This is a genomic window from Saliphagus sp. LR7 (genome assembly GCF_003344565.1).
Taxonomy (GTDB): domain Archaea; phylum Halobacteriota; class Halobacteria; order Halobacteriales; family Natrialbaceae; genus Saliphagus; species Saliphagus infecundisoli.
In genome coordinates this window covers 15,557-41,437 of record NZ_QPND01000008.1, presented here as the reverse complement: position 1 = coordinate 41,437, position 25,881 = coordinate 15,557, and the positions used below count along the sequence as shown (strand labels likewise).

30 protein-coding genes and 1 tRNA gene are annotated in these 25,881 nt (G+C 69.0%); 15 read left to right on the top strand and 16 right to left on the bottom strand.

What is annotated here, in order from left to right; all coding sequences use genetic code 11:
* Positions 1 to 73: 73 nt before the first annotated feature.
* The 3 genes from DVH23_RS12380 to DVH23_RS12370 form a co-directional block, all read right to left on the bottom strand.
* Positions 74 to 970: a decarboxylating 6-phosphogluconate dehydrogenase gene (locus tag DVH23_RS12380; RefSeq protein WP_114577745.1), complete on the bottom strand. Its 897-nt coding sequence runs from the start codon at positions 968 to 970 to the stop codon at positions 74 to 76.
* A 41-nt stretch (positions 971 to 1,011) separates the two neighbouring features.
* A complete protein-coding gene (locus DVH23_RS12375) occupies positions 1,012 to 1,455 on the bottom strand; it encodes a hypothetical protein (protein ID WP_114577744.1) in 444 nt (147 codons plus the stop codon).
* 498 nt (positions 1,456 to 1,953) lie between these two features.
* Positions 1,954 to 2,436, bottom strand: coding sequence for a deoxyuridine 5'-triphosphate nucleotidohydrolase (locus DVH23_RS12370; RefSeq protein WP_114577743.1), 483 nt, complete (start codon positions 2,434 to 2,436; stop codon positions 1,954 to 1,956).
* Between the two features lie 168 nt (positions 2,437 to 2,604).
* Between DVH23_RS12370 and DVH23_RS12365 the strand changes: the two genes are divergently transcribed.
* Positions 2,605 to 4,572 (top strand): aconitate hydratase, encoded by a 1,968-nt coding sequence (locus tag DVH23_RS12365; protein ID WP_114577742.1) that lies wholly within the window; start codon positions 2,605 to 2,607, stop codon positions 4,570 to 4,572.
* A 368-nt stretch (positions 4,573 to 4,940) separates the two neighbouring features.
* On the opposite strand, the gene DVH23_RS12360 is transcribed toward DVH23_RS12365, so the two are convergent.
* The 6 genes from DVH23_RS12360 to DVH23_RS12335 all read right to left on the bottom strand — a co-directional run bounded on the left by DVH23_RS12360 (position 4,941) and on the right by DVH23_RS12335 (position 10,851).
* Positions 4,941 to 5,357: a hypothetical protein gene (locus DVH23_RS12360; RefSeq protein WP_114577741.1), complete on the bottom strand. Its 417-nt coding sequence runs from the start codon at positions 5,355 to 5,357 to the stop codon at positions 4,941 to 4,943.
* An 85-nt stretch (positions 5,358 to 5,442) separates the two neighbouring features.
* Positions 5,443 to 6,849: a hypothetical protein gene (locus DVH23_RS12355; protein ID WP_198667922.1), complete on the bottom strand. Its 1,407-nt coding sequence runs from the start codon at positions 6,847 to 6,849 to the stop codon at positions 5,443 to 5,445.
* A gap of 24 nt (positions 6,850 to 6,873) precedes the next feature.
* Complete coding sequence (gene solA, locus DVH23_RS12350; RefSeq protein WP_114577740.1) at positions 6,874 to 8,025, bottom strand: N-methyl-L-tryptophan oxidase; 1,152 nt, start codon at positions 8,023 to 8,025, stop codon at positions 6,874 to 6,876.
* A gap of 136 nt (positions 8,026 to 8,161) precedes the next feature.
* Positions 8,162 to 9,430, bottom strand: a complete 1,269-nt coding sequence (locus tag DVH23_RS12345) for an MBL fold metallo-hydrolase (RefSeq protein WP_114577739.1) — start codon at positions 9,428 to 9,430, stop codon at positions 8,162 to 8,164.
* Positions 9,431 to 9,479: 49 nt separating this feature from the next.
* The gene (locus tag DVH23_RS12340) at positions 9,480 to 10,235 is read right to left on the bottom strand and encodes a hypothetical protein (RefSeq protein WP_114577738.1); all 756 of its coding nucleotides are present in this window, start codon (positions 10,233 to 10,235) and stop codon (positions 9,480 to 9,482) included.
* Positions 10,228 to 10,851, bottom strand: coding sequence for a TetR/AcrR family transcriptional regulator (locus tag DVH23_RS12335; RefSeq protein WP_114577737.1), 624 nt, complete (start codon positions 10,849 to 10,851; stop codon positions 10,228 to 10,230). The genes DVH23_RS12340 and DVH23_RS12335 overlap by 8 nt, the downstream gene beginning before the upstream one ends.
* A gap of 156 nt (positions 10,852 to 11,007) precedes the next feature.
* On the opposite strand from DVH23_RS12335, the gene DVH23_RS12330 reads away from it, so the two are divergent.
* From DVH23_RS12330 to DVH23_RS12315, 4 genes are all read left to right on the top strand, one after another.
* A complete protein-coding gene (locus DVH23_RS12330) occupies positions 11,008 to 11,418 on the top strand; it encodes a 30S ribosomal protein S6e (RefSeq protein WP_114577736.1) in 411 nt (136 codons plus the stop codon).
* Between the two features lie 5 nt (positions 11,419 to 11,423).
* Positions 11,424 to 11,858, top strand: a complete 435-nt coding sequence (locus DVH23_RS12325) for a hypothetical protein (protein WP_114577735.1) — start codon at positions 11,424 to 11,426, stop codon at positions 11,856 to 11,858.
* 42 nt (positions 11,859 to 11,900) lie between these two features.
* Positions 11,901 to 12,317, top strand: coding sequence for a DUF5807 family protein (locus tag DVH23_RS12320; RefSeq protein WP_114577734.1), 417 nt, complete (start codon positions 11,901 to 11,903; stop codon positions 12,315 to 12,317).
* A gap of 129 nt (positions 12,318 to 12,446) precedes the next feature.
* Positions 12,447 to 13,130: a hypothetical protein gene (locus tag DVH23_RS12315; protein ID WP_114577733.1), complete on the top strand. Its 684-nt coding sequence runs from the start codon at positions 12,447 to 12,449 to the stop codon at positions 13,128 to 13,130.
* Position 13,131: 1 nt separating this feature from the next.
* On the opposite strand, the gene DVH23_RS12310 is transcribed toward DVH23_RS12315, so the two are convergent.
* Entirely contained in the window at positions 13,132 to 14,331 is a 1,200-nt protein-coding gene (locus DVH23_RS12310) for a DHH family phosphoesterase (protein WP_114577732.1), read from the bottom strand.
* Positions 14,332 to 14,378: 47 nt separating this feature from the next.
* Entirely contained in the window at positions 14,379 to 14,846 is a 468-nt protein-coding gene (locus DVH23_RS12305; RefSeq protein ID WP_114577878.1) for a universal stress protein, read from the bottom strand.
* A 162-nt stretch (positions 14,847 to 15,008) separates the two neighbouring features.
* Here DVH23_RS12305 and DVH23_RS12300 point away from each other — a divergent pair, with 162 nt between their 5' ends.
* A complete protein-coding gene (locus tag DVH23_RS12300; RefSeq protein ID WP_114577877.1) occupies positions 15,009 to 15,467 on the top strand; it encodes a universal stress protein in 459 nt (152 codons plus the stop codon).
* A 5-nt stretch (positions 15,468 to 15,472) separates the two neighbouring features.
* Here the strand turns inward: DVH23_RS12300 and DVH23_RS12295 are convergent, their stop codons facing one another.
* Both DVH23_RS12295 and DVH23_RS12290 read right to left on the bottom strand, forming a co-directional pair.
* The gene (locus tag DVH23_RS12295; protein ID WP_114577731.1) at positions 15,473 to 16,039 is read right to left on the bottom strand and encodes a GNAT family N-acetyltransferase; all 567 of its coding nucleotides are present in this window, start codon (positions 16,037 to 16,039) and stop codon (positions 15,473 to 15,475) included.
* Positions 16,036 to 16,404 carry a universal stress protein gene (locus DVH23_RS12290; RefSeq protein WP_114577730.1) on the bottom strand — a complete coding sequence of 123 codons (369 nt, stop codon included), beginning with the start codon at positions 16,402 to 16,404 and terminating at the stop codon, positions 16,036 to 16,038. The genes DVH23_RS12295 and DVH23_RS12290 overlap by 4 nt, the downstream gene beginning before the upstream one ends.
* Positions 16,405 to 16,520: 116 nt before the next feature.
* On the opposite strand from DVH23_RS12290, the gene DVH23_RS12285 reads away from it, so the two are divergent.
* Positions 16,521 to 17,948, top strand: coding sequence for an ATP-binding protein (locus DVH23_RS12285; protein ID WP_114577729.1), 1,428 nt, complete (start codon positions 16,521 to 16,523; stop codon positions 17,946 to 17,948).
* A 45-nt stretch (positions 17,949 to 17,993) separates the two neighbouring features.
* On the opposite strand, the gene DVH23_RS12280 is transcribed toward DVH23_RS12285, so the two are convergent.
* Entirely contained in the window at positions 17,994 to 18,821 is an 828-nt protein-coding gene (locus tag DVH23_RS12280; RefSeq protein WP_114577728.1) for an NAD(+)/NADH kinase, read from the bottom strand.
* Positions 18,822 to 18,967: 146 nt separating this feature from the next.
* On the opposite strand from DVH23_RS12280, the gene DVH23_RS12275 reads away from it, so the two are divergent.
* Positions 18,968 to 19,213, top strand: a complete 246-nt coding sequence (locus DVH23_RS12275) for an amphi-Trp domain-containing protein (protein ID WP_114577727.1) — start codon at positions 18,968 to 18,970, stop codon at positions 19,211 to 19,213.
* An 18-nt stretch (positions 19,214 to 19,231) separates the two neighbouring features.
* Here DVH23_RS12275 and DVH23_RS12270 read toward each other — a convergent pair whose 3' ends face one another.
* Positions 19,232 to 21,010 carry an ATP-binding protein gene (locus DVH23_RS12270; RefSeq protein WP_114577726.1) on the bottom strand — a complete coding sequence of 593 codons (1,779 nt, stop codon included), beginning with the start codon at positions 21,008 to 21,010 and terminating at the stop codon, positions 19,232 to 19,234.
* Between the two features lie 176 nt (positions 21,011 to 21,186).
* Here DVH23_RS12270 and DVH23_RS12265 point away from each other — a divergent pair, with 176 nt between their 5' ends.
* From DVH23_RS12265 to DVH23_RS12255, 3 genes are all read left to right on the top strand, one after another.
* The gene (locus DVH23_RS12265; protein ID WP_114577876.1) at positions 21,187 to 21,537 is read left to right on the top strand and encodes a hypothetical protein; all 351 of its coding nucleotides are present in this window, start codon (positions 21,187 to 21,189) and stop codon (positions 21,535 to 21,537) included.
* 159 nt (positions 21,538 to 21,696) lie between these two features.
* Complete coding sequence (locus DVH23_RS12260) at positions 21,697 to 22,095, top strand: carboxymuconolactone decarboxylase family protein (RefSeq protein ID WP_114577725.1); 399 nt, start codon at positions 21,697 to 21,699, stop codon at positions 22,093 to 22,095.
* On the top strand, positions 22,092 to 22,265 hold the full coding sequence (locus DVH23_RS12255) for a DUF1059 domain-containing protein (RefSeq protein ID WP_114577724.1): 174 nt from the start codon (positions 22,092 to 22,094) through the stop codon (positions 22,263 to 22,265). The genes DVH23_RS12260 and DVH23_RS12255 overlap by 4 nt, the downstream gene beginning before the upstream one ends.
* A gap of 25 nt (positions 22,266 to 22,290) precedes the next feature.
* Here DVH23_RS12255 and DVH23_RS12250 read toward each other — a convergent pair whose 3' ends face one another.
* A complete protein-coding gene (locus DVH23_RS12250) occupies positions 22,291 to 23,568 on the bottom strand; it encodes a DNA double-strand break repair nuclease NurA (protein WP_114577875.1) in 1,278 nt (425 codons plus the stop codon).
* A 91-nt stretch (positions 23,569 to 23,659) separates the two neighbouring features.
* On the opposite strand from DVH23_RS12250, the gene DVH23_RS12245 reads away from it, so the two are divergent.
* From DVH23_RS12245 to DVH23_RS12230, 4 genes are all read left to right on the top strand, one after another.
* Positions 23,660 to 24,202: a D-lyxose/D-mannose family sugar isomerase gene (locus tag DVH23_RS12245; RefSeq protein ID WP_114577723.1), complete on the top strand. Its 543-nt coding sequence runs from the start codon at positions 23,660 to 23,662 to the stop codon at positions 24,200 to 24,202.
* Positions 24,203 to 24,276: 74 nt separating this feature from the next.
* Positions 24,277 to 25,287, top strand: a complete 1,011-nt coding sequence (locus tag DVH23_RS12240; protein ID WP_114577722.1) for a TIGR03557 family F420-dependent LLM class oxidoreductase — start codon at positions 24,277 to 24,279, stop codon at positions 25,285 to 25,287.
* A gap of 104 nt (positions 25,288 to 25,391) precedes the next feature.
* Entirely contained in the window at positions 25,392 to 25,721 is a 330-nt protein-coding gene (locus tag DVH23_RS12235) for a hypothetical protein (protein WP_114577721.1), read from the top strand.
* A 50-nt stretch (positions 25,722 to 25,771) separates the two neighbouring features.
* Positions 25,772 to 25,844: transfer RNA gene (locus DVH23_RS12230), tRNA-Arg, on the top strand.
* The last annotated feature ends 37 nt before the right edge of the window (positions 25,845 to 25,881 follow it).

Sequence of the window (25,881 nt, the reverse complement as noted above, 5' to 3'; positions counted from 1 at the left end):
CAGTCGGCTCGAGCCACCTCGTCTCGCGGGTCGCGGGGCTCCCCGCTCGACGGCCGTGACTCTTACTCGTTCCTCAGTCGTTCCGAGCAACCTCGTGACGCCCGAACCCGTACCGAAGTCGGTTTGCGAGCCGGCGCGAGAACCGTCCCTCCGACCGCGAGCCGAACCGTTCGGCGAGGGCGGTGTAGATCAGCGGGAGGGGGACCTCCTGTTCCAGAGCCTCCTGGACGGTCCAGGTCCCCGTCGACCCTCCTTCGACGCGGTCGGCGACGGTTCCCAAGTTCGTGCCTTCTTCCCGAAAGGCCTCCTCGCAGAGCTCAAGGAGCCATGACCGTATCACCGCGCCGTTGTTCCAGGTGCGGGCGACGGCTTCGAGATCGAGGTCGTAGCGGCCGTCGGCGAGCAGTTCGAACCCCTCCCCGTATGCCTGCATGAGCGCGTACTCGACGCCGTTGTGGACCATCTTCACGTAGTGGCCCGACCCCGCGGCCCCCATCCGGTCGTGGCCCGCGGGGCCGGTCGCGACGGCGTCGAACACCGGCACCATCGCCTCGTAGGCCCACTCGGGCCCGCCGACCATCAGCGAGAACCCCTCCTCGGCGCTCGCGGGGCCTCCGGAGGTGCCACAGTCGAGGTAGGCCGCGGGACAGCTCTCGGCGCGCCGGACCGAGTCCTGAAAGCGGGAGTTCCCTCCGTCGATCACGACGTCCCGGCTTCCGAGGTGGGCCTCGAGTTCCGCCAGGGCGGCGTCGACCGGCTCGCCCGCCGGAACCATCAGCCAGATCCGTTTGTCCCCGTCCAGACGATCCGCCAGATCGGAAATCGAGTCGGCGGGTTCGGCGCCGGCGTCGGCGGCGTCGGCGACGGCCTCCTCGGCGACATCGAAGGCGACGACGTCGTGGCCCGCGGCCATCGAGCGGTCGGCGACGATCCGTCCCATGCGTCCGAGTCCGAGCACGCCCAGTTGCATGGGAAAAGCTGGCGCGTTCGAGGTGGTAGTGGTTTCCGGTTCTACGCCTCGGGCGAGGACTCCTCGACGCGGGCCCAGCCGATCGCGTCCACCACGACCACCCGGTCCTCGCGGGCGACGTAGACGCCATTGTACTCCCCGCCGCTCCCCTCGTAGTAGGGCAGCGACCGGTGGAGGGCGTCGACCACTCCCCAGGCGCCCTCGCGGTCGATCTCGACGCCAGCCCACTCCTCGCGGGCGTCGTCGGCTATCGCCCGGTCGATCGCCCGGCCCGCGCCTGGAAGCTCCCGGAGGCGCCGGCTCGAGGCGTCGACGACCGTCGCCCCGACGGGTACGTCCTCGGCATCGACGACCCGGGCACCGACCTCCGCGCTGGAGGGTCCGTGCTCGGCTCGACCCTGTCCTCGCTGGATGACGTAGCCGGCCGCGGCCGCGGTGCCGACCACGAGCAGCGAGACGGCGACGTCCCTCCCCCGTACGTTCATGGTTCGCACCTTACAGCAATCGACCAAGTAGTTTTCGAAAGCTGTAAGAGGAGTTATCAGAACTGCCGGTTCGCGTTTCCGTCGCCGTCGCGGCGGTTTCGGTTCGATCGCCTCCTACACCATCGGGCGATCACGGCAGGGCGGTGGAACGATTGACCTCCTCCCGCGCCTGAAGACGCGGGAATCCGACCATCGGATTCGGACTGTCGCAGTCCTTCGGTTCCAACCCGCACTCGGAGGGAACCGGCGACACACCGGAGGAACTCTCGTTTGTCTCCCTCGTAGGGCTGTGGCCCGGCCAAACAGGCCCCGTCGGAGTCCATGTCATCGCCGTGCGAACCACCGCCGGTTCGCCACCCCTTGTGGTTCGGGGACGGCATCTCACCGACTCCGTAGCATCCGTGTGAACGGGGGCCACAGTCATAACCATTCCGGGACAAACGGACCGAGTGTCGCTTGACCTCCGCCTGAAGACGGAGGTATGCGCTTGAATTTCTATCAGACGACGTGCTCGCCCTGGTAGCTCCCGTCGTAGAGTTCCTCGTGGTCGGCTTTCGCGAGGACGAACTGGGCGATCCGGGCGCCGCGCTCGAGTTCGACGTCGTGGTGGACCTGGAGGAGGCCCTCGCCGCGGCCCTCGTAGCCGGCGTCCCAGACCGCCGTGTTCAGCATACAGGAGTTTCGCATCAGCGACGACCGGGGGTAGACGAAGCCGACGTGGCCCTCCGGGACCGCGATGCGTTCGCCGTAGCGGGCGATGTAGCTCCCCTCGGGCAGGTAGTAGGTGTCGGGGGCCTTTCGATCGAGTTCCTCCAGGGGCCGGGCGATCCGTTCGCCGACCTGGCTCTCCTCGCTGGTGATCCGGCCGGGCTCTCGCTGTTCGAAGACGACGTCGACCGTGAGATCGACGCCGTTTGGCTGGACCTGTTCGTCCTCGGTCGGCGAGACGTGGTCGGCGACGAACGCGCCGGAACGGTACATGCCCGCGAGTGGGTCTCGCGGGGGTCAAAAGGGTGTCGTCACGGCTTCCGTCCGTTCGGTTCTACGGCAAGGATTGCGGCGGTTCCGACCGTTTTCCCGGTTCTACATGGACGTCCACGACAGAGACACGCTGGATTTATCAGGACGGACGGCCGAATTTCGGATGCTATGGGACAGACGCTCACCGAGAAAATCCTCGACGACCATCTCGTCGAGGGCGAACTCGAGACCGGCGAGGAGATCGGGATCGAGATCGACCAGGTCCTCACACAGGACACGACGGGGACCATGGTCTGGCTGCAGTTCGAGGCGATGGGGCTGGACGAGGTCCAGACCGAGATCGCCGCCCAGTACTGCGACCACCAGACCTATCAGTTCGACTTTAAGAACACTGACGACCACCGCTTCCTTCGCTCCGCGGCGGGCACCTACGGCGCGCACTTCTCTCGCCCCGGCAACGGTATCTGCCACAACGTCCACCGCGAGAACTTCGCCGCGCCCGGGAAGACGCTCCTCGGTTCGGACAGCCACACCCCGACGCCCGGCGGCCTCGGCGAACTCGCCATCGGCGCCGGCGGCATCGACGTCACCGTCGCGATGGGCGGGGCACCCTACTACATCGAGATGCCCGAGGTCGTCGAGGTTCGCCTCGAGGGCGAACTCCCTGAGTGGGCGACCGCGAAGGACGTCATCCTCGAGATGCTCCGCCGGCTCTCGGTCAAGGGCGGCGTCGGCAAGATCCTCGAGTACACGGGCCCCGGCGTCGAGACCCTCTCGGCGCCCGAGCGGATGACGATCACCAACATGGGCACGGAACTCGGCGCGACCTCCTCGCTGTTCCCGACCGACGAGCGCACCGAGGAGTACTTGGAGAAGGTCGGCCGCGGCGAGGAGTACGTCGAGCTCACCCCCGACGACGACGCGGAGTACGACGACGAGATGGTTCTCGATCTCTCCGAGCTCGAGCCGCTGGTCGCCCAGCCCTCGATGCCCGACAACGTCGTGCCCGTCAGCGAGGTCGCAGGCACCGACGTCTCCCAGGTCATCGTCGGCTCCTGTACGAACGGCGCCTACGAGGATGTCCTCCCCGCGGCGAAGATGCTGGAAGGCCGGACGATCGACCGCAAGACCGAGATGATCGTCGCGCCCGGCTCCAAACAGGCAAGCGAGATGCTCGCCCGCGAGGGCTGGGTCGCCGAGATGATGGCCGCCGGCGTCAACTTCTCGGAGGCGACGTGTGGGGCCTGTATCGGAATCGGCCACGTCCCCGCCTCGGACTCGGTCTCGGTGCGAACGTTCAACCGCAACTTCGAGGGCCGCTCGGGCATCGAGGACGACGAGGTCTTCCTCTGTAGTCCCGAGGTCGCCGCCGCCACGGCGTTGGCCGGCGAACTCGTCGACCCCCGCGATCTGGCCGACGAGCTCGGCGATCTGGAAGACCCCGGCTTCGAGCTCCCCGAGGAGTACGACGGCTCGAAGGCCGACCTCATCGGTCCCGACGAGGCCGTCGACGACGAGCTCGTCAAGGGCCCGAACATCGGCGACGTCCCGCTGAAGGATCCCCTCGAGTCGAACCTCGCGGGCGAGGCGCTCCTCAAGATGGAGGACAACATCACGACCGACCACATCATCCCCGCGACCCAGGACATCCTGATGTATCGGTCGAACGTCCCCAAGCTCTCGGAGTTCACCCTCTCCCGGGTCGATGACACCTTCGCCGAGCGCGCCTTAGAGGCCGACGGCGGCTTCCTCGTCGCCGGCGAGAACTACGGTCAGGGCTCCTCGAGAGAGCACGCCGCGCTCTGTCCGATGTATCTCGGCGTCGAAGGGGTGCTCGCCCAGAGCTTCGCCCGGATCCACAAGGCGAACCTCTTCAACTTCGGGATCGTCCCGCTCTCGATCGACGACGACGGCTACGAGTCGATCGAGCAGGGCGACGAGATCGAGATCGTCGACGACGTCCGCGAGGCAGTCGAGAGCGGCCAGGAGGAGTTCACCGTCCGCGTCAACGGCGACGAGGAGGTCACCGCCCACCTCGACGCCTCCGAGCGTGAGCGCGATATCCTCGCCGCCGGCGGGAAGCTCTCCTGGACCAAGGAGCAAGCGCCCGGCGGAGCCGCGACGGCAGACGACTGATTCGTTGACCCGCCTTTTTTGCCGCGAGCCCGCGGCGCTCAGACGTACCGACGGAGCGTCCAACTGAGGCGAACGCGAGCGCTCCGAACAGCAGCGAGGCCGAAAGCCGGGATAGCGGGCCGGCGCCCGTCCGATTCGCGAAGACGAACGAAGCGAGGGAGATACCGATCGCGGTCCCGAGGGCCATGCCGCTCCGTCGGACGGAACCTCCATACGCGAGAAGGGGACACCGAACACTTATATCTCCGACATCAGGGTCGAACGACTGCGTCGGCCGGGTGGTCGCGGCGCCGTCGGCTCACCCGCTCCGAGGTGGATCGCGTCCGACCGGCCGTTCGCGGGGCAGGGCACGCGTTCGAAAACGCATATCAGTCCCGCCGGGCGCGCTCGCGGATCCGGTTTTGCTGCCGGCGCTCGGTGATGTGACCGACACCGTCGGCCAACTCGTCGCGGACCTCGCTCTCGAAGCGATCGACGTCCGGGAGGAAGCTTCCGTCGAACTCCTCGACGAGTTCGTAGGTCCAGCGGTCGCTGATCGCCCCCGCGGGCAGGTGCTCGTCGCGTAGCTGGTCGGCCCACTCCTTGTGGCCGGCTTCGCGTAGCTGTTCCTCGGCGGCGCCGATGCGGTCCATCGCGTGGCCGAGTTCGTGGTGGAACTGGAGGAGGCTTCCGTTGGCTCGGTGGACGTACTCGATGCCGAGCTGGAGGTCGTGTAACGCCTCTTCCTCGAGGTCGCTCAGCTCGAGGGCGTCGAGGTCGGGATCGTTGTCCGGTTCGGGAGGCATCTCACAAACCAACGAGGAGAATCCGAAAAGGCGTTTCAGGCCCGGCAACGGGTTCCGGTTCCCGATGTCGGCGATCGTCCTCCGGTCAGTCGCAGTCGCCCGGACAGTAACAGTCGCCCATGCAGTAGGTCGTCCCCTCGCCGCCCAGCGGGACGCCCATGTTCGCAAAGGTCGCGAGCAGCCGGTCCATGGCACCGGAGTCGGGCCGGACGTCCCGGGCGGTCGCGCCGTAGGGCGCCGAGCCGACCCCGATCCGTTCGTGGATCTTGCCCTCCGCGAGGACGACCACCTCGTCGGTCGTCTGGACCGGGACGTACAGCTTCTCGAGGCCGGGATCCCAGGTGCCGGCGAAGGTCTCGCCGCCGACGTCGAGGCGGTCTTCGACCTCGCGGGCTTCGACGTCGATGACCGTGATATCCTCGGTGTCGGGCGTGAAGAGGTAGAGCAGGTCGCCGTCGGCGCTGAACTCGCTGGTCGTGCCGCCCGCGCCGATGCCGTCCTCCTCGGTGAGCCGGACGAGTTCCTCGGGGTCGGTCGGATCGCTGATGTCCCAGATCCCCTCGGTGCCGTGATCGCCCTCCAGATACTCGACGGCGAGGTACTCCCCGCCCCAGGAGGCGGTGTCCATGTAGGGCTGGGCGGCGTCGGCGCCCTCCATGACGGGGTCTACCTCGACCTGGGCCGCGATCTCGAAGGCGGGGACGTCGATCACGGTGAGGGTATCGCCCTGGAGGTCGGGGACATAGGCGTACTCGCCGTCGGGGCCGATGGTGACGTCACAGGGTGCGGCCTCGCCCCGGTCGATCTCGCCGGTGACCTCGCCGAAGCCCTCCGAATCGGGATCGGCGTCGATCCGGTACTGGGCGTGGGTCGGCTCGCGGGCGCTGACCACCAGATGCTCGCCGTCGGGGGTGACCTCCTGCCAATTCGAGTCCGACCCCGTCTCCAGATCGACGGCCTCCTCCAGGGTCCCGGGATCGTACCCCTTGACCCCGCCCTCGACGTTGAGCCAGAGGGTCTCGATCCCTTCCTCGCGGGTCGCGTACTGGTTGGCGGGAAATGAGGCAGTCGCGCCGATGTAGGCCGTCTCCAGCAGTTCGTCCGTCAGGGCATCGACGACGCTGACGGACATGTCGCCGGTGTTGAAGACGAAGACGTACCCCTGGCGGGTGGCCGCCTCGTCATCGTTCGCTTCGGGCGTCTCCCCGTCGGCGTCGTCGGCTTCGGGCGTAGCTTCGTCCCCGTCGTCCGCATCGTCGGGACTCCCTTCGTCGTCGTCCGCGGCGCCGTCGGGTGTCTCCTCCTCGTCGTCCTCGGGAGTCGTTTCGTCGGCGTCCTCCTCGTCGAGGAGGTCCGTGCAGCCGGCCGTCGAGGCGCTCCCGACCGTCGCGCCCGCGGCGGCCGTCCCGCGGATGAGTCGGCGCCGGGAGACCTCGTCGCCGTCGACCCGGTTGGGAACGAGCCGATCCGGGAGATCCTCCTCGTCGGCCATACTGGGGGTTGGGCGAGGTCGGCGTTAAGCGTTTGGCGCCGGGAACCGATCGAGGGCGAACGGCTCGATCCCGTGGTCGGTCTCCCCCTCAGTGACGAGGTCGGCGACGATCTCGCCGACGACGCTCGCCAGGGGCGCCTCGCCCCCCGAGAGCCCGGCGGCGACCGTGACCCGGTCGTCGTCGGGAAGGGTTCCAACGAGAAAGCGGTCGTCGGGGGTCGCGGTCGCAAGCGAGGTCCGAAGCCCCATCGTCGGCCCCGTTCCGCCCGGGAAGTACCGGTCGGCGAACCGGCGGAGCACGCGCTCGTCCTGGGGCATCGGCTCGCGCTCGAGATGGGTCGGGTCGGCGGTCTCCCCGCGGTGGTGGCGCCGGCCAAAGGAGAAGCCGGGAACCCCCAGGACCGGCCCGCCGTAGTAGCGGCCCTCATCCGTCCGGAACGCGAAGGGAGGGAACCGCTCGGGGGCGAAGGCCGCGGGGGAGTCGGGCTGGAGCCACGTCCGGACCCGCCGTTCGGGCCGAAGAACGTCCTCGAGATCCTCGACGATCCCGCCGGTCCACGGGCCGGCGGTCACCACGAGCTCGTCGGCCCGGTACTCGTCCCGGTTGGTCCGTACTCGAACGTCGTCGCCGACGCGGTCCCAGTCGGTGACCCGCTCGCGGGCCCGGATGGTCGCGCCGGCGTCGTGGGCGCGCTCGACGTGGGCGACGATCGCCCGGTCGGGCCGGAGGAGGCCGCCGTCGGGCTGATAGATCGCGGCGTACTCCTCGCCGTCGCCGCTCTCGTCGTCGGGAAGCCGGTATGCGGGATACCGTTCCGTGAGCGTCGCCCCCGAGAGCCGTTCGTGTGCGACGTCGTGGGAGGCGAGGCTCGCCGCAAGCTCCTCGAGTTCCGATTCGAGGCCGACGTCGAGGGCACCGCCCCGGTAGCGGAGGCGCTCGCCCCGCTCGACGCCCAGTTCCTCCCAGAGGTCGACGGCCCGCTCGTAGAGGGGAACGTCCTCCTCGCCGGCTGCGAGCCGGATCGCCCCCGGCTCGGGCGATGAGCCGTAGCCGTGTGGAATGTCGAAGCGCTCGAGCCCGAGGACGTCGACGCCACGGTCGGCGAGGTGGGCAACCGCCGCCGCCCCCGCGTCGCCGACGCCGACGACGATCGCGTCGTATCGGTCCGGTGTCATTGCTCGGCGCTACGGGATACACGTACGAATAGCTATGGTCCGACCGGCGATCGGACGCCCTCGGTGGGGCCTGCGAAACCCCTATCGGAGCTGAAATAGAATCTCGATTGATACGTCCCCGGACCTGACGTCGGCGCTACTCGACGACGACCCGCTCGCCCAGCTCGGGGGCCCGCGCGTCGAACCCCTCCCCGCGGAGGTCGGCCGCGAACGCCTCGGGGCGGTCGCCGTGAACGGTCAGGACCGTCGCCGCCCGGTAGGCGTCGAGGAACGCCTCGAGTCCGTCGCGGTCGGCGTGGGCCGAGAGGTCGTAGGCCTCGACCCGGGCGCTCACAGGCATCCGCCGGCCGTCGATCTCGGCGCTGCCGGTCTCTACGAGGTCCCGACCGGGCGTACCCTCGACCTGATGGCCCGAGAGCGCGATCAGGTTCGTCGGGTTCGCCCGGACCGCGGGGACGTACGTCATCGCCGGCCCTCCCTGGAGCATCCCGCTCGTGGTGACGACGGCGGTGTTCGAGTCGGCGATTCGCTCCCGCTGGCCGTCCCGACCGGAGACGAACCGGGCGTGGCCCTTCGCCCGGCGGAGGTCGTCGGGGTCGCGGAGCGAGTCGCGGTTTCGGGGCCGGTCGAACAGTTCGGTGACGCGTTTGCCCATCCCGTCGACGTAACACTCGACGCCCGCCTCGGCCAGGATCGAGAGGACCTCCTGGGTCCGGCCGATCGCGAACGCGGGGACGACCGCCGTCCCTCCTTCCCAGAGGGTTCGCTCGACGCGCTCGGCGAACGCCCCCTCGATCTCCGCCCGCGGCGGTCGGGTCGTGTCGGCGTAGGTGCTCTCACAGACCACGACGTCGGCGTCGGGTCGGGCGGTCGTCCCCGAAACGAGGCGCTGGTCCTCGGTGTTGAAATCGCCCGTATAGAGCAGGCGGGTGTCGCCGTCGTCTTCTCGCGGGCTTCGCCCCGCGCTGTCGATCAGGACGTGGGCGCTCCCCGGAATATGGCCGGCGTCGTAGAACGTGATCTCGTAGCCCGCGGCCTCGAAGGGCTCGCCGTAGCCGTGGGTGTGTGAGTGCTGGGCGAGGCGGGCGACGTCGGCCTCCGTGAACGGGCAGGCGTAGCTCCCGCCGTGGAGTTCGAGGGTGTCCCGGGCGAGAACCGTACAGAGGTCGGCGGTCGAGGGCGTCCAGTGGATCTCGGGGCGGGGCTGCCCTGCCAGCAGCGCGGGAACCGCGCCAGCGTGATCCAGGTGGCCGTGGCTGACGACGACTGCCTCCGGCTCTACGTCCCCGACGGGGAACGCGGGCGGGGTGCCCGTATCCATCCCGTAATCGATCAGGAGGGCGTCATCGATCAGGACGGCGCTGCGGCCGATCTCGCGGGCCCCGCCCAGGAACTCGAGTCGCACACCGACCGTCGGGCGTGGAGGGCTTTTCCTCCATCGGTTCCCGCCGGAGTCACCCCGACGACCGTCCCCCGACCACCCAGGTCGCCCGCTCGAGGCGCTCGCGGGCCTCGCCCTCGGGGAGGGCCTCGAGGGCGGCCCGCGCCCGCTTCGTGTGGTCCCCGATCGGTCCCTCGGCCGGCCCCCGGTCGATGTCGGGGTGATCGTCGGAGACGGCGGCCTCGATCCGGGCCAGTGCGGCCTCCCCGTCGGTACGGGCCGCGGCCGTCGCCAGCGACCGGCCGTAGTCGGCCATCGCCTCGACGGTCCCCCGGGAGGCGGCCCCGACGGCCGCGCCCAGCGCACAGCCGGTCTCCGCGAGGGTCGCGGCGACCGGCGGCTCTCCATCGACGTCCCGCTCGGAACGGTCCGTCGACACCGCGAACAGGGCCGCCGCGAGCTCCGCCGAGCCGGCGGTCAGCGTCGCGTACAGCTCGCGGCGGCGGTCGGGCGGGACGGCAGCGACCCCGAGGGCCGCGTGGGCCGAGGCGAGGAGGTAGTCGCTGGCGAGGAGGGCGACCGCCCGCCTCTCGTGGTCGGGTGCCGAAAGCAGGGTCCGCCGGAGGTGGGCGTAGCCCGACAGCGAGGCGACGGCCGTGCTCGCCGCGTCGGTTCCGGGGGGCTCGCCGCCGTCGCCGACGGCTTCCGCGCTCGCCCGGGTGAGCGCGGTCGGGAGCGAGACCGTCCGCGAGTCGAGGGCATCGTCGACGACCCGCTCGACGGCTGGCGAGAGCGCCCGGGTCCGCCCTCCGACGACGACCTCACGCATCCCCGTCGCTCCCCTCTACGTCGAGGCTGACGCCCTCGGCCACGAGATCCGCGAGGAGGTCGGCGACGACCGCCTCCCGCACCTGGGCGGGGTAGGCGTCGCGTCCGGTGGTGAGCTGGCGGACCCGCGCGCCGTCGAAGGCGGCGATCAGCAGGGCGGCCGTCCGCTCGGGGTCGTGCTCGCGGAGTTGCCCCGACTCGATCCCCGCCTCGAGGATCTCCTCTACGACCGCCCGGAGGCGGCGGTCGCCGTCCCGGAGGCGCTCGCGGTAGCGGTCGTTGTACGGCGCCTGGGCGCGGAGCTCGAGCATGGCGGTGTGAAAGGAGACCTGCTCGTCGTCGCCGGGACCGTAGAGAAACCAGTCGGTAAACGCCGTCAGCCGCTCGACGGGCGGGCGCTCCCGGGTGGTCTCGACCCAGTCGTCGAATCTCTCGAGAAGGTAGTCGATGAAGTCGACGACGAGGTCGTCGAGCGAGTCGTAGTGATAGAACAGATGGGACTTGCTCTTCGTGGTTCGGTCGGCGATCGCCCGGGCGGTCAGCTCGGAGTACCCCCTGTCACAGAGCGCGTCGTAGGTTGCCTCCATGATCTCCTCGCGGGCGCTCGGTTCGGTCACTGGCTGACTGTACGGTCAGACGGGGCTTAGTCGTTTCGAAACGACAGGTTCCTCGAGGGCGGGGCCGGGCGCCGCTCCTCGGAGCCGTGGCGACGTCCCGGAGCGACCCATCGGCGATCCGACGTGCTTTTTGCCGCGGACCCGTTCGTCCCGGACATGGCAACGTTCACTGTCGTCGTCGGCGATCCCGAGAGCGGGACGTCGTACCAGCTTGAGGCCGAAGACCAGGACGCCAACCGCTTTCTCGGCCGGTCGGTCGGCGAGGAGGTCGAGGGCGACTCCGTCGGTCTCGACGGCTACACCCTGGAGATCACGGGCGGCTCCGACGAGGCGGGCCGACCGCTCAACGACTCCGTCGCCGGGGCGACCCTCCGGGAGGTCCTGATGACGGGACGCCAGACGGGCTACAAGCCGAGCCGGGACGGCGAGCGCCGCCGGATCACGGTTCGGGGTCGGGAGGTAAGCGACGCGGTCGCCCAGGTCAACGCCGCGATCGTCGATCGGGGCGAGACCGACGTCGAGGAGCTGTTGGGTCTCGAGGACGGCGAGGACGCGGACGACGAGTAAGGAGGATGGCGGACCGACTCGCCAGCGACCACCCTTCCATCGAGACCGTTCGGGCGACCCTCGCGGAGACGCCGACCGGCGTCCGGATCGACGTGCCCGCAGAGGAGGCTGACCGGCTTCCCGTCGGCGAGGTCGTTCGGGTCGCCTGTAACGGGGACGAGCTGTTCGCCCGGCCCGACCGGACGCTGGGCGGCGACGGCGTCCGGATCCCCGGCCTCTACGACGCGCCGGGATACGCCCGCGATCCCGGAGGGTGTGAAGATCGTCTGGCCGGGTGGGTCGCCGAGGGCGACGCCCGCCCGGGCGGCTCCGTCCTGCTCGATATCGTCGAACCCGACTTCCTCTACGGGATCCGGGCGCCCGGCGAGACGGCCTACTACGAGGCCCGCGAACCCCCCGCAGACAGCCTATCCGCGATCGCCGAGGACCTGGAGGACTGACCGGTTCGCGCCCTTTTTGAGTCTTCGGGAGCACTCTCGACCATGAGCGACGTACTCTCGGAGTTCCGGGCCGCCGAACGGCCCGACGACGTGGCGCTTTTCCTCGCGGACTCGTTCGTCGAGGACCCACAACTCGAGGAGTTCGGCGAGCGCGTCGAGGGCGGCGTCCTGATGGTCGTCGACGGCGAGAGCGGGCGCAGCGCCTTCGAGGCCGCGACCGGCACCGGCGCGATGGAGTTCGCGCGGTCGGCGATGGCGACCGAAAGCGAGATCGACGACGACCTCACGGACGGGGTCTGTCCCGACTGCGAGGACGGCGCCCCGGAGTTCGTCTTCGCGTTCGCCGAGGAGCGAAACGAGGACGTCGGCGGGATCTACGCCGAGGGCGACGTGATCCATGCCTACGCGCAGTGTTCCTGTGGATCGTCCTACTCGGACCGGTGGGTCGTCGAGGACTGACCTCCGCTCCCGTCCGTCGGCTCCGGCGAACTCGCGGACGACACACGGTTTCACCGGGCAATCGTACGGCGGATCGTTCGAGATGTCCATGGCGAGGGCTTTTCCCCGACAGCGGCATAGCCGGTAGCCATGAGTTCCCTCGAAACGCCCCACGACACGGGCCGAGGATTCGGCTCGCGGGAGGTGACCGTCATCGGCGGCGCGAGCGTCCTGATGGCGGTCAACGTCGCCGTGATGTATCTCGTCGTCGCCACGCCGCTCGCGGCGCTCAACGACGCCCTCTTTGCCTACCCCATCGTCGGCGTCCTCGTCTACGGTGCGGCGATCACCGTCGGTCAGATGATCGCCGAACGCGGAATCTCGGGGGACAGTACGGGCCTCGCGCTCGTCGGAACGGTCGTCCTCCAGCTCGCGTTCGGGGTCTTCGGCGCCGGGGTGCTCCGCTTTGCGCCCCGAGACGCCCAGCTCCCGATCCTGGGGGTCACGGCGATCGTCGTCGCCCTCCTGACGGCCGTGATCGCGGGCTACGTCTACGTCCGCTCGAAGTCCTTCGAGAGCTGGGGGTCGTACGCGAACTACGCCTTCATCGGCGGGATCGTCGCCGTCGCGATCGGGACGTTCGTTCCACCGGTGTTGCTCGCCGGCTTCGTCCTGATCTTCCTCGGGTTCATGCTCCGACTCGGCTGGGAGATCTGGAAGGTCCGCGATCGCCGGGGATCGGTCGCTCTCCAGACCATCGGCGTCTACATCGCCGTTGCCGGTGTCTTCGTCCACGTCCTCCAGCTCGTGATGCGGGTGCTCGCCCGCCGGTAGCTCAGGCCTCCGCGTCGCTCCCTTCCGCTTCGCCTTCGTCGGCGACCACTGCCCGGAACGCGTCGAGGATCACCTGCTTGGTGACCGCGCCACGGCTCGTCCAGTGGGTCGCGTAGTCGAGCGCGTCGTCGTAGATGTCGGGTTTACAGCCCGCGGCCTTCGGGTGGCCCCCGCCGTTGACCCGCCCGGCGACCTCGTGACACCGCTCGAACGCGTCGGTCCCGCGGATCGAGGCGCTGCCGGCGGGCTTGACGATCACCGAGGCGTCGGCGCCGTCCTCGCGCATCGCCTCGGCGACCTCGTTTTGCGAACAGCGGCCGTAGGTCACGCCCACGGTGTAGCCGCCGATCTCGCGGTACTCGGCCCGCGAGACGGCGAGGTCGATCAGCTGGGTCTTCTCGACCCGGCGCTCGGCGAGATAGGCCTCGACCCACTCGGGGAGGTCGGCGCCGTGGGCGCGGACGACCTCGACGTAGTCGGCGGGATCGCTCCAGTAGGCGTAGTCGGCCAGGTCGTCGCTGCGGGGGTCCTCCCGGAGCCAGAGGTCGTGGTCGCGGGTGACCGCCGCGAGCTCCTCGTGGACCGGGTCGAAGTCGTACTCGAGCGAGCGGGCGACGACGTCGGCCGAACACTCCTCCTCGGAGTCGCCGATGGCGAGTTCGGCGCCCGCCGTCCGGACCGCCTCGGGGACCCCATCGTTCCACTGGTGGTGGTCGTACCACGAGACGCTCCCCGCGACCGCCATCGCGTCGGCGAGTTCGTCCTCGACGTACTCGAAGCGATCGGGCGCGAGGTCACAGACGTAGAGATCGATCCCCTCGGGGGCGTAGACCGCGACCCGTGCGAGGGCGTCCTCGACGTCGTGGGGCGAGGCAGGGACGAGCGCGACGCGGTGGGGCGTGGGTTCGGGTTCGGCGTCGTCGCCCTTCGGTTCGGAACCATCAGTCTCGTCGTCCTCTCCGTCGCCCTCGGGTTCGGGCACCACCCTCACGTCGTCGTAGAACTCCCGGATCAGGGCGACACAGGCCAGACCGTCCGCGTCGGGGTCGGCGATCACAGCGGCCTCCGCGCCGTCGAGTGCGGCCCGGACCCGCTGATCGGTTGCCTCCTCGCTTACGGAGTCGGGCCGGAAGAAGCCCGCGCCCGGCACGACCGACTTGCGGGCGATCGGGAGGTCGGCGTCGACGAGATCGTCGTACATGGCCCCGTCTCGGGCGCCGAGCGGCAAGAACCCGCCGATCTCCCCGCTCAGGCCGCGGCGCGTTCGTCGCGTGCGGACTCGTCCTCGGCGACTTCCTCGAGCTGGCGGACCGTGAGCACCGGAATGGGGGCAGTCCGGACGACGCGTTCGGCGACGCTGCCAAGGAGCAGGCGGTTCTCGCCGTGGCGCCCGCGGGTGCCGGTGACGATCAGGTCGGCGTCGGTGGCGCGGGCGTACTCGCAGATCTCGGTCGCGGGCTGGCCCTCCCGGACCGCGGTCTCGATCCCGGGGCCTGCCCGGTCGCGGACCGTCCCGAGGGCGGCCTCGGCGTGGGTCTCTAAGGCCGTCGTCAGCTCCTCGCGAAGCTGGGGCGGCGAGGCGTCGACTTCGCCCTCGTCGACCACCGAGAGGGCGTGGACGGAGGCGTCGAAGCGTGCGGCCAGATCGAGCGCGACGTCGACGGCTCGCTCGACGCTGTCGGATCCGTCGGTGGCGACGACGACCGTATCGAACATGGATCGGGCTTCGAGGGCCACCCGCATAGTCCTCACGGACGACGGCGCCGGCGACCGTTCGGCGACCGCTTGATTGGCGCTCGACGGGCGAAAGTGGACGGGGAGCCGGCCCTGCGGGGGCGAGCCTTTTTGATGGCCGGCCTCGGATCACCCGACATGGATCTGGACGACCGGGAGCCGTTTTCCGTCGAGACCGTTCTCGCGCCGGTCGACGGCAGCGAGGAGTCCGCGAGCGCGGTCGAGTTCGCCGTCGCGGTCGCCGACCGCTACGACGCCTCGGTCCACGTCCTGTTCGTCCTCGGCCGGGGCGTCGTCAAGGGAATGGACGCGGGCACCGTCGAAGAAGGGGAGGTCGCCGACAACGCCCAGCGCTTTCTCGACGAGGTCGGCGGCGTCGCCGACGCCTACGGCGTCCCCCTCTCGACGTCGATGACCCACGGCTTCTCGACGAGCCGGAAGACCCGCCATCCCGGCAGCGTCGTCCTCGACGCCGCCGACACCGTCGGCGCCGACTTCATCGTCATCCCCCGCGAGTCGGTGATCGAACGGCCCGCCGAAGTACTGGAGAAAACGGCCGAGTACGTCCTCTCGTACGCGAGCCAGCCCGTGCTCTCGGTGTAGCCGGACTACGCCAGCCGGATCGCCATCTCCTGTTCGAAGCTCTCAGTGCCACAGCGCTCGAAGCCGACGGACTCGTAGAGCCCGATCGCTGGCGCGTTCCAGCGCTCGACGGTCAGCCAGACCCGCTCGACGCCCAGCCCTTCGGCGTGGCCGAGCAAGTGCTCCAGCAGGTGAGTCCCGATCCCGGCCTGCTGGTAGGCCGCGAGGACGAAGATCGCGAGCTCCCAGGTGATCCCGGCGGGCTCCTCGATCGCCTCGGGGTCATCGCTTTCGGGAACCAGCGTCGCGTGGCCCGCCACCTCCCCCTCGTGGACGGCGACGACGTGGATCCCCTCGGGGGCGATGGTCTCGATCCAGTCTCTGACGCGGTCCTCGCCGGTCGGCGGGATCCCCTGGGCCCTGTCGGTCGGATCGAACCGGACGTACATCTCCACCAGGGCCTCGCGGTCGTCGGCGTCCCCCCCGTCGATCGTCCGGAGCTCGATCGACCGGCCCTCGCGGTCGGCGACAGTCGCCGGCGGGGTCGGGAAGGATCCGGCGGGCTCCTCGGGGTAGAGACGGCCGTCGGTCATCGGACGAGCGTCACCGTCGTCGTCGCGTTCAACAGGACGAACTCCGCGATGGGTCCCAGTCTGATCTTCCCCATCGGGCTCTCGGTCCCGCCGCCGATCACCAGCCGGTCGAACCCGCCGTGTTCGGCGAAGTCCACCAGCGAGCTCCCCGGATCGCCCTCCAGCGTGCGGACCGTCGCCTCGAGGTCGGCTTCGGCGAGGACCACCTCGGCTCGCTCGACGGTCGCTTCCTGGGAGCGTTCGGCCTCGGGCTTGTCGACGACGGCGACGGTGAGGTCGTCGCCGGCCTCCAGGGTGCGCTCGACGGTTTTCTCGAGGGCCTCGATCCCCTCGTCGCTGCCCGCGATCCCGAGCAACACGTTCATATGCCCGGATCGCACCCCCGGAAGAAAACGGTTGTGTCGGACCACCGCGTGCCAGCGCGGGGCACACGTCCCGCCGGACGACGGCGTTAAGACGATGTGGGAGCTAGCTCCGGAGAATGAGTGACGCGGCGCTCGACGTCGTCGAGTTCTTGCTCACGACGAGCGTCTATTCGGCGGACCGATCGCTCGACGCAAACGACCTCCCGCCGCGGATCCGACGGGTCTTCTGGTCCGGGTCGGAGAGCGAGGGAGGCGAGGAGTCGAGCGAGGGGGGATCGAGGGCTCGCTCCCGGGAGCAGGGCATCGAGCGCCCGCTGTCGGCGACGACGACCACCGCCCGGGCGGCCACGGGCGTCGACCGGCCCTGGCAGGCCGTCTCGGAGCTGATGTTCACCGACCGCGAGGAGTTCTCGGGAACGATTTCGCTGACCGAGCGCGAGCTGGCCGAACGCTGGTTCCTAGAGCGTGCCGACACCGATCGGCTGCTCACGAACCCGACGCTCGCCGCCCACTTCGAGGGCCAGGACGGAGTGAGCGAGGAGGTCGAGTACGACCTCGCCCGCGAGATGAACCGCCCGATCCAGGCCGACCGGGTCTGGATCGACGGCCTCCTCGAGGAGTACTTCGAGAGCGAGGACGAAGAGGAGATGCTCGACCTGGTGGAGATCCAGGCTCCCGAGGAGATCGACGTCACCTTAGAGGAGATCGTTCTCACTGCCGACCAGGAGGCCGAGATCGACAAGATCGCGAAGGCGATCGAACACCGCGACTATCTCGCCGAGATCGGCCTCCGCGAGATCGGGAAGCTGCTGTTCGTCGGTCCTCCGGGTACTGGAAAGACATCGACCGCGCGCGCGCTGGCCCACGACATGGACCTCCCGTTCGTCGAGGTCAAGCTGTCGATGATCACCTCTCAGTACCTCGGGGAGACGGCCAAGAACGTCGACAAGACCTTCGAGGTCGCAAAACGGCTCTCGCCGTGTATCCTCTTCATCGACGAGTTCGATTTCGTCGCCAAGACCCGCCGGAGCGACGAACACGCCGCCCTCAAGCGTGCGGTCAACACCCTGCTGAAGAGCATCGACAACGTCTCGCTGATCCAGGACGACGTGCTCCTGATCGGGGCGACGAACCACCCCGATCAGCTCGACGCCGCGGCCTGGCGTCGCTTCGACGAGATCGTCAACTTCCCCAAGCCGGACAACGGGATGCGCGCGGACATCCTCCGGGTCATCACCCGCGCGATGGAGATCGACGAGTTCGACCCCGCGACGGTCGCGGAAGCCACCGAGGGGCTCACCGGCAGCGACCTCCGGATGGTGCTCCGGGAAGCAGTGTTGGAAGCACTGACGGAAAACCGGACGACGCTGACCCAGGACGATCTGCTCGACGCGGTCGCCGACTTCGAGGAGCGCGACAACTTGAAGAACATGGACATGATCGAGGGCGACCACGAGACGCTCGTCGCCGGCGGCGACGTGGACGCCGCCAGCGACGGCGGGGAGCCGGGGGGCCACGACCACAGCCACGACCACGACCACTGACCGCCGGGGCGGCACCGGTCCGACGACGGCCCCGTCTACGGCCGGCTACTCCAACTTCTCGAGAGCTTCGAAGAAGTTCCCCCGAGGACCGGCGATGACGATCGGATCGTCCGCGACGGCGACCCGCACGGTCGCAGGCGACTCGAGCCGGCGCCGGTTTCGCCCGTCGCTGATCGCGTACCCACCTTCGGGGCCCGTCAGGCGGAGCTCGATCTCGCTTTCGGCATCGGTTACGAGTGGCGGCATCGGCTCGGTCGCACACATCTGGGTGACGACGAGCGCGCCGACGGAGGGGCGGACGAGCGGGCCGCCCTCGCTCAGGTTGTACGCGGTCGATCCCGTCGGTGTCGCCACGAGGACGCCGTCGGCGTGGCTCTCGGCGTAGCGCTCGCCGTCGACGCGGATCTCGATCTCGGCGCCGCCGCCGTGGCCCCGCCGGCGGCCGTGGACGACGACCTCGTTGACCGCGGGTGCGAGTTCCCACCCCTCGCCCTCCGCCCGGAGCCGGTCGACGGTTCGGCCCGCGATCGGCTCGCCCCGGCGGCGGTCGGCGACCAGCGAGACGACGGTCTCGACGGCGTCGTCGGGCGCGACGGCGTTGAGGAAGCCGACCTCGCCCAGGTTGACCCCGAGGATCGGCGCGCCGCCGGCCTCCCGGGCGACGAACAGGAAGGTGCCGTCGCCGCCGATGCTGACGACGAGGTCGCAGTCGGCCATCGCCGCCACCGGAACGCCCTTCCGATCCAACACGTGGCCGGTCTCCTCGTCGACGACCGCTCGAGCGTCGGCGCCGACGGCCTCCACGATCGAGGCCGCGAGCGCCTGGGCGCGGTCGTTTCCCCGCTGTGCCACGATCCCGATCGAGGGGTCCATCGGGCGGGGGTTCCCTCCCCGCGAGGAAAAAGGCCCCTATCCAGGCAGGGACCGGTCGGAGGGACTCGCCCGACCCTATCAGGGTTCGATGACAGTGTCCCGGCCGTGAAAAATCGCTTAACCGTTCGAGCCACGATAGTTCGTCCATGTCCGATAAGACCAGGGACAAACGGGAGATCGCCCGCGAGGACGCCGCCGACCGACTCCAGGAGCTCGCCCGCGATCTCCGTGCGGAGGGAGGGATAACCCCCAGGGTCGGCAACAAGACCGTCGATCTCTCGCCGCCCGCCTCGATCACCTACGACGTCACGGTCGAGGAACGCTCACCCATGATCGGCGCCGACCACGAGACCGTCACGGTCGTCCTCGACTGGGCGGTCGAGGGGGAGTGATCGCGGGAGAGGCCGGCGTCAGTCCCGGCCGTGCCGGGTGAGACAGTGTGGAAGCCCGATCAGCTCGACGGGTTCGGAGTTGTCGGGCGAGTAGACGACCATCTGGCCTTTCTCCATGTAGGGCACCTTCGACTCGAGGTTCGAGGGGATGTTGACGCTCCTGATCGCGTCCTCGTCGCCCAGGTTCAGGACGACGGTGGTGTTCACTTGCTTGAAAACGGGATCGGCGATGTCCTGGGGGTCCTGGGTGATCAGAAAGAGGCCCAGCCGTTCCTTGCGGCCCTGTTTTGCGGCCTCGGTGAACTTCCCGATGACCTTCCGTGCCTGGACGCTGTCGGCGTCGGTCAGGAAGTTGTGGGCCTCGTCCATCCCCACGACGAGGGGCGTCTCCTTGATCCGGTCGTGGGCGGGATCGTTCGAGAGCTTCTGGTCGATCAGCAGGGAAGAAAGCGCGAGCACGACCGTCTCGGTCGCCCGGCTGTTCGTGATGTGATAGGTGGGAACGACCGAGAGCCCGCCGGGCCGGACGAAGTCGTGGACGAGATCGGTGATCGGGCGGGCGTCCTGGTCGAAGACGTCGCTGAAGCCGTACGCGCGCCGGCGGACGGCGTCGTAGGTCGCCTCGTGGACCCGGCCCGACTCGTCGAGTTCCTCGCGGAGTGCGGGGTCGTCGAGGAAGGTGGTGAACTCCTCGTAGGTCCCGTTCCGGCCGTACTGCTCGCGGAACATGGGGAGAAGAACGCCCGTCAGCGCGCCGTACTGGTTGTCGTTCAGCCCGCTGCCCGCGACGAGCCAGGGGTTGTCGTGGACCATCGAGAAGGGGATGGTGAACTCGACGCACGCCGCGCGGTGGTGGGCCGGGTCGTAGTCGGCCGTGCTCACCTTCGGGACGAACGCGGTCGTGTCGTCGTGGCCGCCGTGGGCGACCCCCTCCCGATCGAGTCCGCGCGCGAAGTCGTCGGGGAGGTCGCCGTCGTCGTGCATCTGGGCGTACTCGTCCTGGGGGTCGAAGACGACCACTGCGGGGGTCACCGTCCGGCCGTCGTCCATTGGATACCGGCGCTCGTCGGCCAGGTATTGCCGGAGGACGTTCTTCGCGGCGTGGGTCTTCCCCGACCCCGTGCCGCCGGCGACGAGGGTGTGACGAAAGACCAGCGGGTCGCCGGCCTCGTAGTCGTCTTTCAGCCGATAGTCGATCGTCGGCGGCGTCGCCGCCGTCCGGACCTTCTGGCCGCCGACCGCGAGATGGCCCAGGAAGACCCCCTCGCCGGGCATCTTCAGGCCCGTCTTGATCTCCTCCGTGTCGCTCGCCTCCCGGACGATGGTTCGGGGTTTGGGAACCCGGTCGGTCATCCGGCGCTTGAGGTCCTCCCCGTCTTCGTAGAGGACGGCGACGGGCTCGAGCCCCGCGATGAACTTGTAGTCTCCCTCCTCGACCCCCTCGGTGCGCATCGCGCGTCGGGCATGGATCTCGGTCGCGTCGTCGGCGTGGTACTCCTGGGCGTACTCGAGGGCGGTGATCCGACAGAAGAGACTCTCGCCGTCGGGGTACGGCGCGATCAGGTAGCTCCCGATCCGGATCCCGGATCGGTTCCCGCTCGTGATGTAGGCCTGGAGGTCGGTCTCGTCGCCGTCCTCGGCGACGCGAAGCCCCCGGGAGACACAGAGCGCGCCGATCCCCCGGTCCTCGCCCGCGGGCTCGACCGACGTCCGCTCGAATCGGTCGTCGTCCTCGGTGCCCGCCCGTCGGGTGGCCCCCTCTGCGGTGTGGTCCCCGAAGTCGCCCAGGTCCGTCATGTCCGGTCTATCCGGAGCGATCCACTAACCCGTTTCCCTCCCGGCGCGATTTCATCGTCCTTTTGGGTCCCCGAACGCTAGAACCGAGCCATGGAAACTGTCTCCGGTCGTGCGTGCGAGGCGGCGTCGTGTCGGGAGTCGGCGGCGGTACCGAACCCGGTGGGCGCCCGGGCGCGATGATCATCGTCAGAGCCAGGGCGGGCGGAGCCGAACTCACCGGGACGATCTACGAGCGCGGCGAGGAGGCCCCCTCCTTTAGCGGCTCGCCCGACGAGGAGGCCGCCTACGTCTGGATCTGCGACGAGTTCTACGAGGTCGACAGCGGCGGGAGCACCCAGACCGTCGACGGCCGCGAGATCCGGATCGCCTTCGAGTCCCCCCTGCCCCGCGGGTTCGACACGAAAGAACAGGCCCTCGAGGCGGCAAAGGAACACGTCCGGACCCAGTTCGTCCGGATCGGGGTCGCCTCCGAGGCCGTCGAGGTCGAGACGACAAAGGAGGAGTTTCGCTCCGCGGACGGCCGTTGACGGCCGCCGTGGCCGGAATCCGGAACCGGATCGCCGGTCCGACGGTCAGCGGCGGTTATGAATCGGTTTCGCCGAAAAACGCTAAGTAACGGTTCGTGGTAGACAGCGTGGTGGTCGGTGGCATAGGGCACACTACCGGCCGCCGTCGGGGGTACGAACATGGCAACCGAACAGAGACCGTACGACGAAACGAGAACGGAGATCGAGGAGTCGTTCGGGTTCGTCCCGGGCTATCTCGAGGCGCTCCCGGAGGGGGATCTGGTCACCGAGTGGCCGAACATGCGACACTTCCTCTTCGAGGAGTCAGCGCTCGAGCCGAAGACCCGAGAACTTGTCGGACTCGCGGTCGCGGCGGCGATCGGCTGTGAGTACTGCCGGCACTTCCACAGGGGCGCGGCACGGCTTCACGGGGCGACGGAGGACGAACTCGCGGAGCTGTCCTTCCTTGCGAGCTACACGCCCCGCTACAGCGCGCTGATCCAGGCCCAGGACTACGACCTCGAAACGTTCTACGAGGAGACCGAACGGATAGCCGAACACATCCAGGAGACCCACTGATGGACGCACACAAACTCGACTGCGAGGCGGCCGAATCGGACTGCCGGTTCATCGTCCAGTCCGAGGACGAAGGCGAGGCGATCAAACTGGCACGAACCCACATGCACGAGGTCCACGGGCGGGAGGTCGGCGACGACGAACTCCGCGAGGAGTACCTGCAGGTCGTCTGACCCGCCCCTTTTTTGAACGTACGACTCAGTCGTAGGCTTCCCACCGGAGGTCGTCGTAGCTGCGGTCCTCTTCGGTGTCGAAGCGCTCCTCTAAGGCCTCCCGGAGCGAGGCCTTCTCGGCCGCGCCGATCCGGGCCAGCTCGTCGGCCTTGCCGACGATCGTCGGCGGCCCCCGGGACGTGGCGACCTCCCCCAGGACCTGGCGGGCCAATCGCTCGCGGACCTCGGGGTCGCGGGTGAACACGTAGGGGGCCTCGATCCGGTAGGCGAGGTCCTCGCGGGGGTCGTAGAGGACGAAAAAGGTGACTTCGTAGGCCTCGGGCTCAAGCTCGCGGCCGACCCCGAGGGCGTCACCCTCCCTCGACATCGGTCCATCGACGCCGGCCCGCGAGCGGAACCAGCCGGTGTACGTGAGCGCCTCCCGGTCGCGCTCCCAGCGTTCGCCGGAGACGTCCGGGACGTACTCGCCGCGCTCCAGAACGCGGGTGAAGAAGGCCGCGTCGTCGGTCCAGGGGGTTTCCACCCCGTCTTTCCCGCGCAGTGTCCGCGTGATCGCCCGCGTCGAGGGGTTCTTGACGAACCCGACGAGCGGAACGTCCCGGGAGACGAACCGCTCGACCAGCCGGACGTAGTTTTCGACGACCGTCTCGGGTTGGGGCTCTTCCGCCAAGAGCGAGGCGAGTTCGGGGTGTTGGTCGGCCCACCGGAGGAGCCCCCGCGGGTACAGCGGCCCGTCTAAGACGAGCAGGTCCGACACCGCCTCGGCGTGTTCTAAGGCGTGTTCGCTCTCGGCGGAGTAGAGCGCGAGCGCGTGGACGATCCCCTCGGCGAACCGGGGGACGCCTGACGGCGCGTTTACCGCCCGTCGACGGCTGTAACCGTCGTCGAACCGATCCCAGCCGTCGTCGGTGACGCCGCCGGTCGCGTCGCTTGCGTGGACCGTCATCACGGCGGTCCTCGAGCGGTGGAGGTCGAGGTCGCTGGGCGTCGCGGCCATCGCGGCCTGGGCGACGTCGATGACGAGGCCGTTCGTGAACGTCGTCGGGTTGATCGTCCCCGCGTCGAGGCCGTGGCAGCTCTCGAAGGCGGGTTCGGCGAGCGCGACGGCCTCGCAGTCGACCCGGTGGCGGGAGACCGAACCGACGGGTTCGATCACCGTCCGCCCGCGGTCGTCTACGAGCGGATCGAGGAAGTCCTCCCAGACGGTCTCGGCGAACGCGCGGTGGTCGCGCTCGTCGGCGCCTTGGTCGATCCGCCCCGCGAGATCGGCGATCCCCTCGAAGTGGACCGGATCGAGCGTCATATCCGCCGTCACGTTCGACGCCGGGAAAAACCCCGTCGATCTCCCCTGTTGGACCCGCGGCTTTTTTTCCTCCCCGTCCGTCGCCCCGATCATGGCTACCAACACAAGCAGGGAGGAGGCCGGACGCCACGCCCTGGAACTTATCGAGGAGGCCGGGATCGTCCTCACCGACGAGGAGAAGGCGGGCCTCGAGATCGTGGACTTCGGGTTCGACGATTTGGTGCGGGTGGGGACCCAGATCCACACCTACGTCAACACCGACCGCTACTGTGCGAAGGAACTCGTCCAGTTGCCGGGCCAGACCTGTCCCGAACACCGCCATCCGCCGTTCGACGGCACCCCCGGAAAACGCGAGACGTTCCGGTGTCGGGCGGGGAAAGTGTACCTCTACGTCGAGGGAGAGGAGACCGAGGAGCCGGCAGTGAGTCCGCCGGAACGAGAAGAACACTACACGGCGGGCCACGAGGTCGCCTTAGAGCCGGGCGAGCAGTACACGATCCCACCCGATACGAACCACTGGTTTCGGGGCGGGCCGGAGGGTGCCGTGATCTCGGAGTTCTCGTCGCGGAGCGTCGACGAGAAGGACGTGTTCACCGATCCCGCCGTCGATCGGCTCTCGAACATCGACTACTGATCGCCCGATCGGCGAGCGGCGAGAGACGCGCGGAGAGAAACACGTATAGGGATACCGCCGCGACCCTATTCCACATGGTTCGCTTCGGCTGGTTCGCGTCCCTCGAGGAGTTTTCGCCCGCGGAGTGTCTCGATCAGGTCGAGCTCGCGGAAGACGCCGGGTTCGACACCGCCTGGGTCAACGATCACTTCCACCCCTGGTTCGACCACCTGGAGGACGGCTCCTCGGCCAACGGCGGGAACTGCTGGTCGTGGCTCCCGGCGGCGCTCGAACGCACCGACGACCTCGTCATCGGCACCGGCGTCAGCGCGATCATCCACCGATACCATCCCGCGAACGTTGCCCACCGCCTGGCGACCTTGGCGGAGCTCTACCCCGACCGGATCTTCTTGGGGCTCGGCTCGGGCGAGGCCCTGAACGAGAGTCCCCTCGGGCTCCCGATGCCCGAGTTCGGCGAGTCCGCCCGCCGGACCGCCGAGGGCGTCCGGATCATCCGGACGCTGTTCGAAGGCGAGTTCGTCGATTACGACGGCACCTACTGGGACCTGAACGAAGCGAACCTCTACACCGGCCCCGACGAGGCGCCGCCGATCTACATCGCCTCGAACGGCTCGACGCTGGCCCGGATGGCCGGCGACCTCGGTGACGGCTACATCACCGTCTTCGAGGAGCCAGAGCGCGTCAAGGAGGAGCTGTTCCCCGCGGTCGAGCAGGGAGTCGAGAAGTCCGACCGGAACTCCTCGTTTTCGGAACTCGACCGCTCGATCCACCTCCACGTCTCCTACGACCCCGACAGCGAGGAGGCTGCCCTCCGGCCGTGTCTCCCCTGGCGGGGCACCCAGCTTCCGATCTTCTTCGAGGCCGACATCGCCGACCCCCGGACGGTCCAGGCCCACGGCGACAAGGTCGACCCCGACTACCTGAAGGAGGCGTTTACGATCACCACCGACCCCGAGGACATCCACGAGGTCACCCAGAAGTATGTCGACGCCGGCTTCAACCACATCGTCTACCAGAGCCACAGCCCCGACCAGGCGGCGTTCTGTGACGTCCTGAGCGAGGAGGTCTTCCCGCAGTTCGACTGACCGGCGGACGAGTCCCTCGCAGTGACTCTCCTCGTTCGATGACGGTCAGAGGACCGTGGGTGTTGGTCCCACACGTATATGGCTCCGCGACGTACGGAGCCGGGATGACACCGAACCGAAACACGCCCGCGAGCCGCGAGTTCGGCATCGAGTTCGGGACCTTGAGCGACGCTCTCGAGGAGCGATCGTACCCGATCACGGACGAGGACCTCCTCGCCGCCGAGGGCGACCACGCCCTCGAGTTCCCGAACGGAAGCGAAACCCTCCGGGGGGTCCTCGGCGAGGGGGCGGGACAGACCTACGAGTCGCCCGCGGACGTCCGCGAGGCGGTCCTCACGATGGTCGACAGCCGGGCGGTCGGCCGGCGGTTCTACTCCGATCGGACCCCGCCCGCAAACGGCGAGGACCGGCGGGACGACCAGCTCTCCTTTTGATCGAGTGAATCAACAACTGTTATGAGTCCCCCGGCGCTCTCTTCGGGTGAGGGCGTGTAGCTCAGTGGACAGAGTTCTTGGTTCCGGACCAAGATGTCGCGGGTTCAAATCCCGTCGCGCCCGTTCGGTTCGCTTCGCTCACCTCACGAGCGCGACGTAG

Coding starts and splice junctions, on each gene's coding strand:
- DVH23_RS12295 (WP_114577731.1), bottom strand. CDS start 16,039: ATGACCGACGGCCGTCTCTACCCCGAGGAGCCCGCCGGATCCTTCCCG.
- DVH23_RS12365 (WP_114577742.1), top strand. CDS start 2,605: ATGGGACAGACGCTCACCGAGAAAATCCTCGACGACCATCTCGTCGAG.
- DVH23_RS12305 (WP_114577878.1), bottom strand. CDS start 14,846: ATGTTCGATACGGTCGTCGTCGCCACCGACGGATCCGACAGCGTCGAG.
- DVH23_RS12310 (WP_114577732.1), bottom strand. CDS start 14,331: ATGTACGACGATCTCGTCGACGCCGACCTCCCGATCGCCCGCAAGTCG.
- DVH23_RS12285 (WP_114577729.1), top strand. CDS start 16,521: ATGAGTGACGCGGCGCTCGACGTCGTCGAGTTCTTGCTCACGACGAGC.
- DVH23_RS12380 (WP_114577745.1), bottom strand. CDS start 970: ATGCAACTGGGCGTGCTCGGACTCGGACGCATGGGACGGATCGTCGCC.
- DVH23_RS12270 (WP_114577726.1), bottom strand. CDS start 21,010: ATGACGGACCTGGGCGACTTCGGGGACCACACCGCAGAGGGGGCCACC.
- DVH23_RS12370 (WP_114577743.1), bottom strand. CDS start 2,436: ATGTACCGTTCCGGCGCGTTCGTCGCCGACCACGTCTCGCCGACCGAG.
- DVH23_RS12315 (WP_114577733.1), top strand. CDS start 12,447: ATGAGTTCCCTCGAAACGCCCCACGACACGGGCCGAGGATTCGGCTCG.
- DVH23_RS12340 (WP_114577738.1), bottom strand. CDS start 10,235: ATGCGTGAGGTCGTCGTCGGAGGGCGGACCCGGGCGCTCTCGCCAGCC.
- DVH23_RS12250 (WP_114577875.1), bottom strand. CDS start 23,568: ATGACGCTCGATCCGGTCCACTTCGAGGGGATCGCCGATCTCGCGGGG.
- DVH23_RS12280 (WP_114577728.1), bottom strand. CDS start 18,821: ATGGACCCCTCGATCGGGATCGTGGCACAGCGGGGAAACGACCGCGCC.
- DVH23_RS12355 (WP_198667922.1), bottom strand. CDS start 6,849: ATGGCCGACGAGGAGGATCTCCCGGATCGGCTCGTTCCCAACCGGGTC.
- DVH23_RS12260 (WP_114577725.1), top strand. CDS start 21,697: ATGGCAACCGAACAGAGACCGTACGACGAAACGAGAACGGAGATCGAG.
- DVH23_RS12320 (WP_114577734.1), top strand. CDS start 11,901: ATGAGCGACGTACTCTCGGAGTTCCGGGCCGCCGAACGGCCCGACGAC.
- DVH23_RS12275 (WP_114577727.1), top strand. CDS start 18,968: ATGTCCGATAAGACCAGGGACAAACGGGAGATCGCCCGCGAGGACGCC.
- DVH23_RS12290 (WP_114577730.1), bottom strand. CDS start 16,404: ATGAACGTGTTGCTCGGGATCGCGGGCAGCGACGAGGGGATCGAGGCC.
- DVH23_RS12240 (WP_114577722.1), top strand. CDS start 24,277: ATGGTTCGCTTCGGCTGGTTCGCGTCCCTCGAGGAGTTTTCGCCCGCG.
- DVH23_RS12375 (WP_114577744.1), bottom strand. CDS start 1,455: ATGAACGTACGGGGGAGGGACGTCGCCGTCTCGCTGCTCGTGGTCGGC.
- DVH23_RS12235 (WP_114577721.1), top strand. CDS start 25,392: ATGACACCGAACCGAAACACGCCCGCGAGCCGCGAGTTCGGCATCGAG.
- DVH23_RS12330 (WP_114577736.1), top strand. CDS start 11,008: ATGGCAACGTTCACTGTCGTCGTCGGCGATCCCGAGAGCGGGACGTCG.
- DVH23_RS12360 (WP_114577741.1), bottom strand. CDS start 5,357: ATGCCTCCCGAACCGGACAACGATCCCGACCTCGACGCCCTCGAGCTG.
- DVH23_RS12245 (WP_114577723.1), top strand. CDS start 23,660: ATGGCTACCAACACAAGCAGGGAGGAGGCCGGACGCCACGCCCTGGAA.
- DVH23_RS12325 (WP_114577735.1), top strand. CDS start 11,424: ATGGCGGACCGACTCGCCAGCGACCACCCTTCCATCGAGACCGTTCGG.
- solA (WP_114577740.1), bottom strand. CDS start 8,025: ATGACACCGGACCGATACGACGCGATCGTCGTCGGCGTCGGCGACGCG.
- DVH23_RS12265 (WP_114577876.1), top strand. CDS start 21,187: ATGATCATCGTCAGAGCCAGGGCGGGCGGAGCCGAACTCACCGGGACG.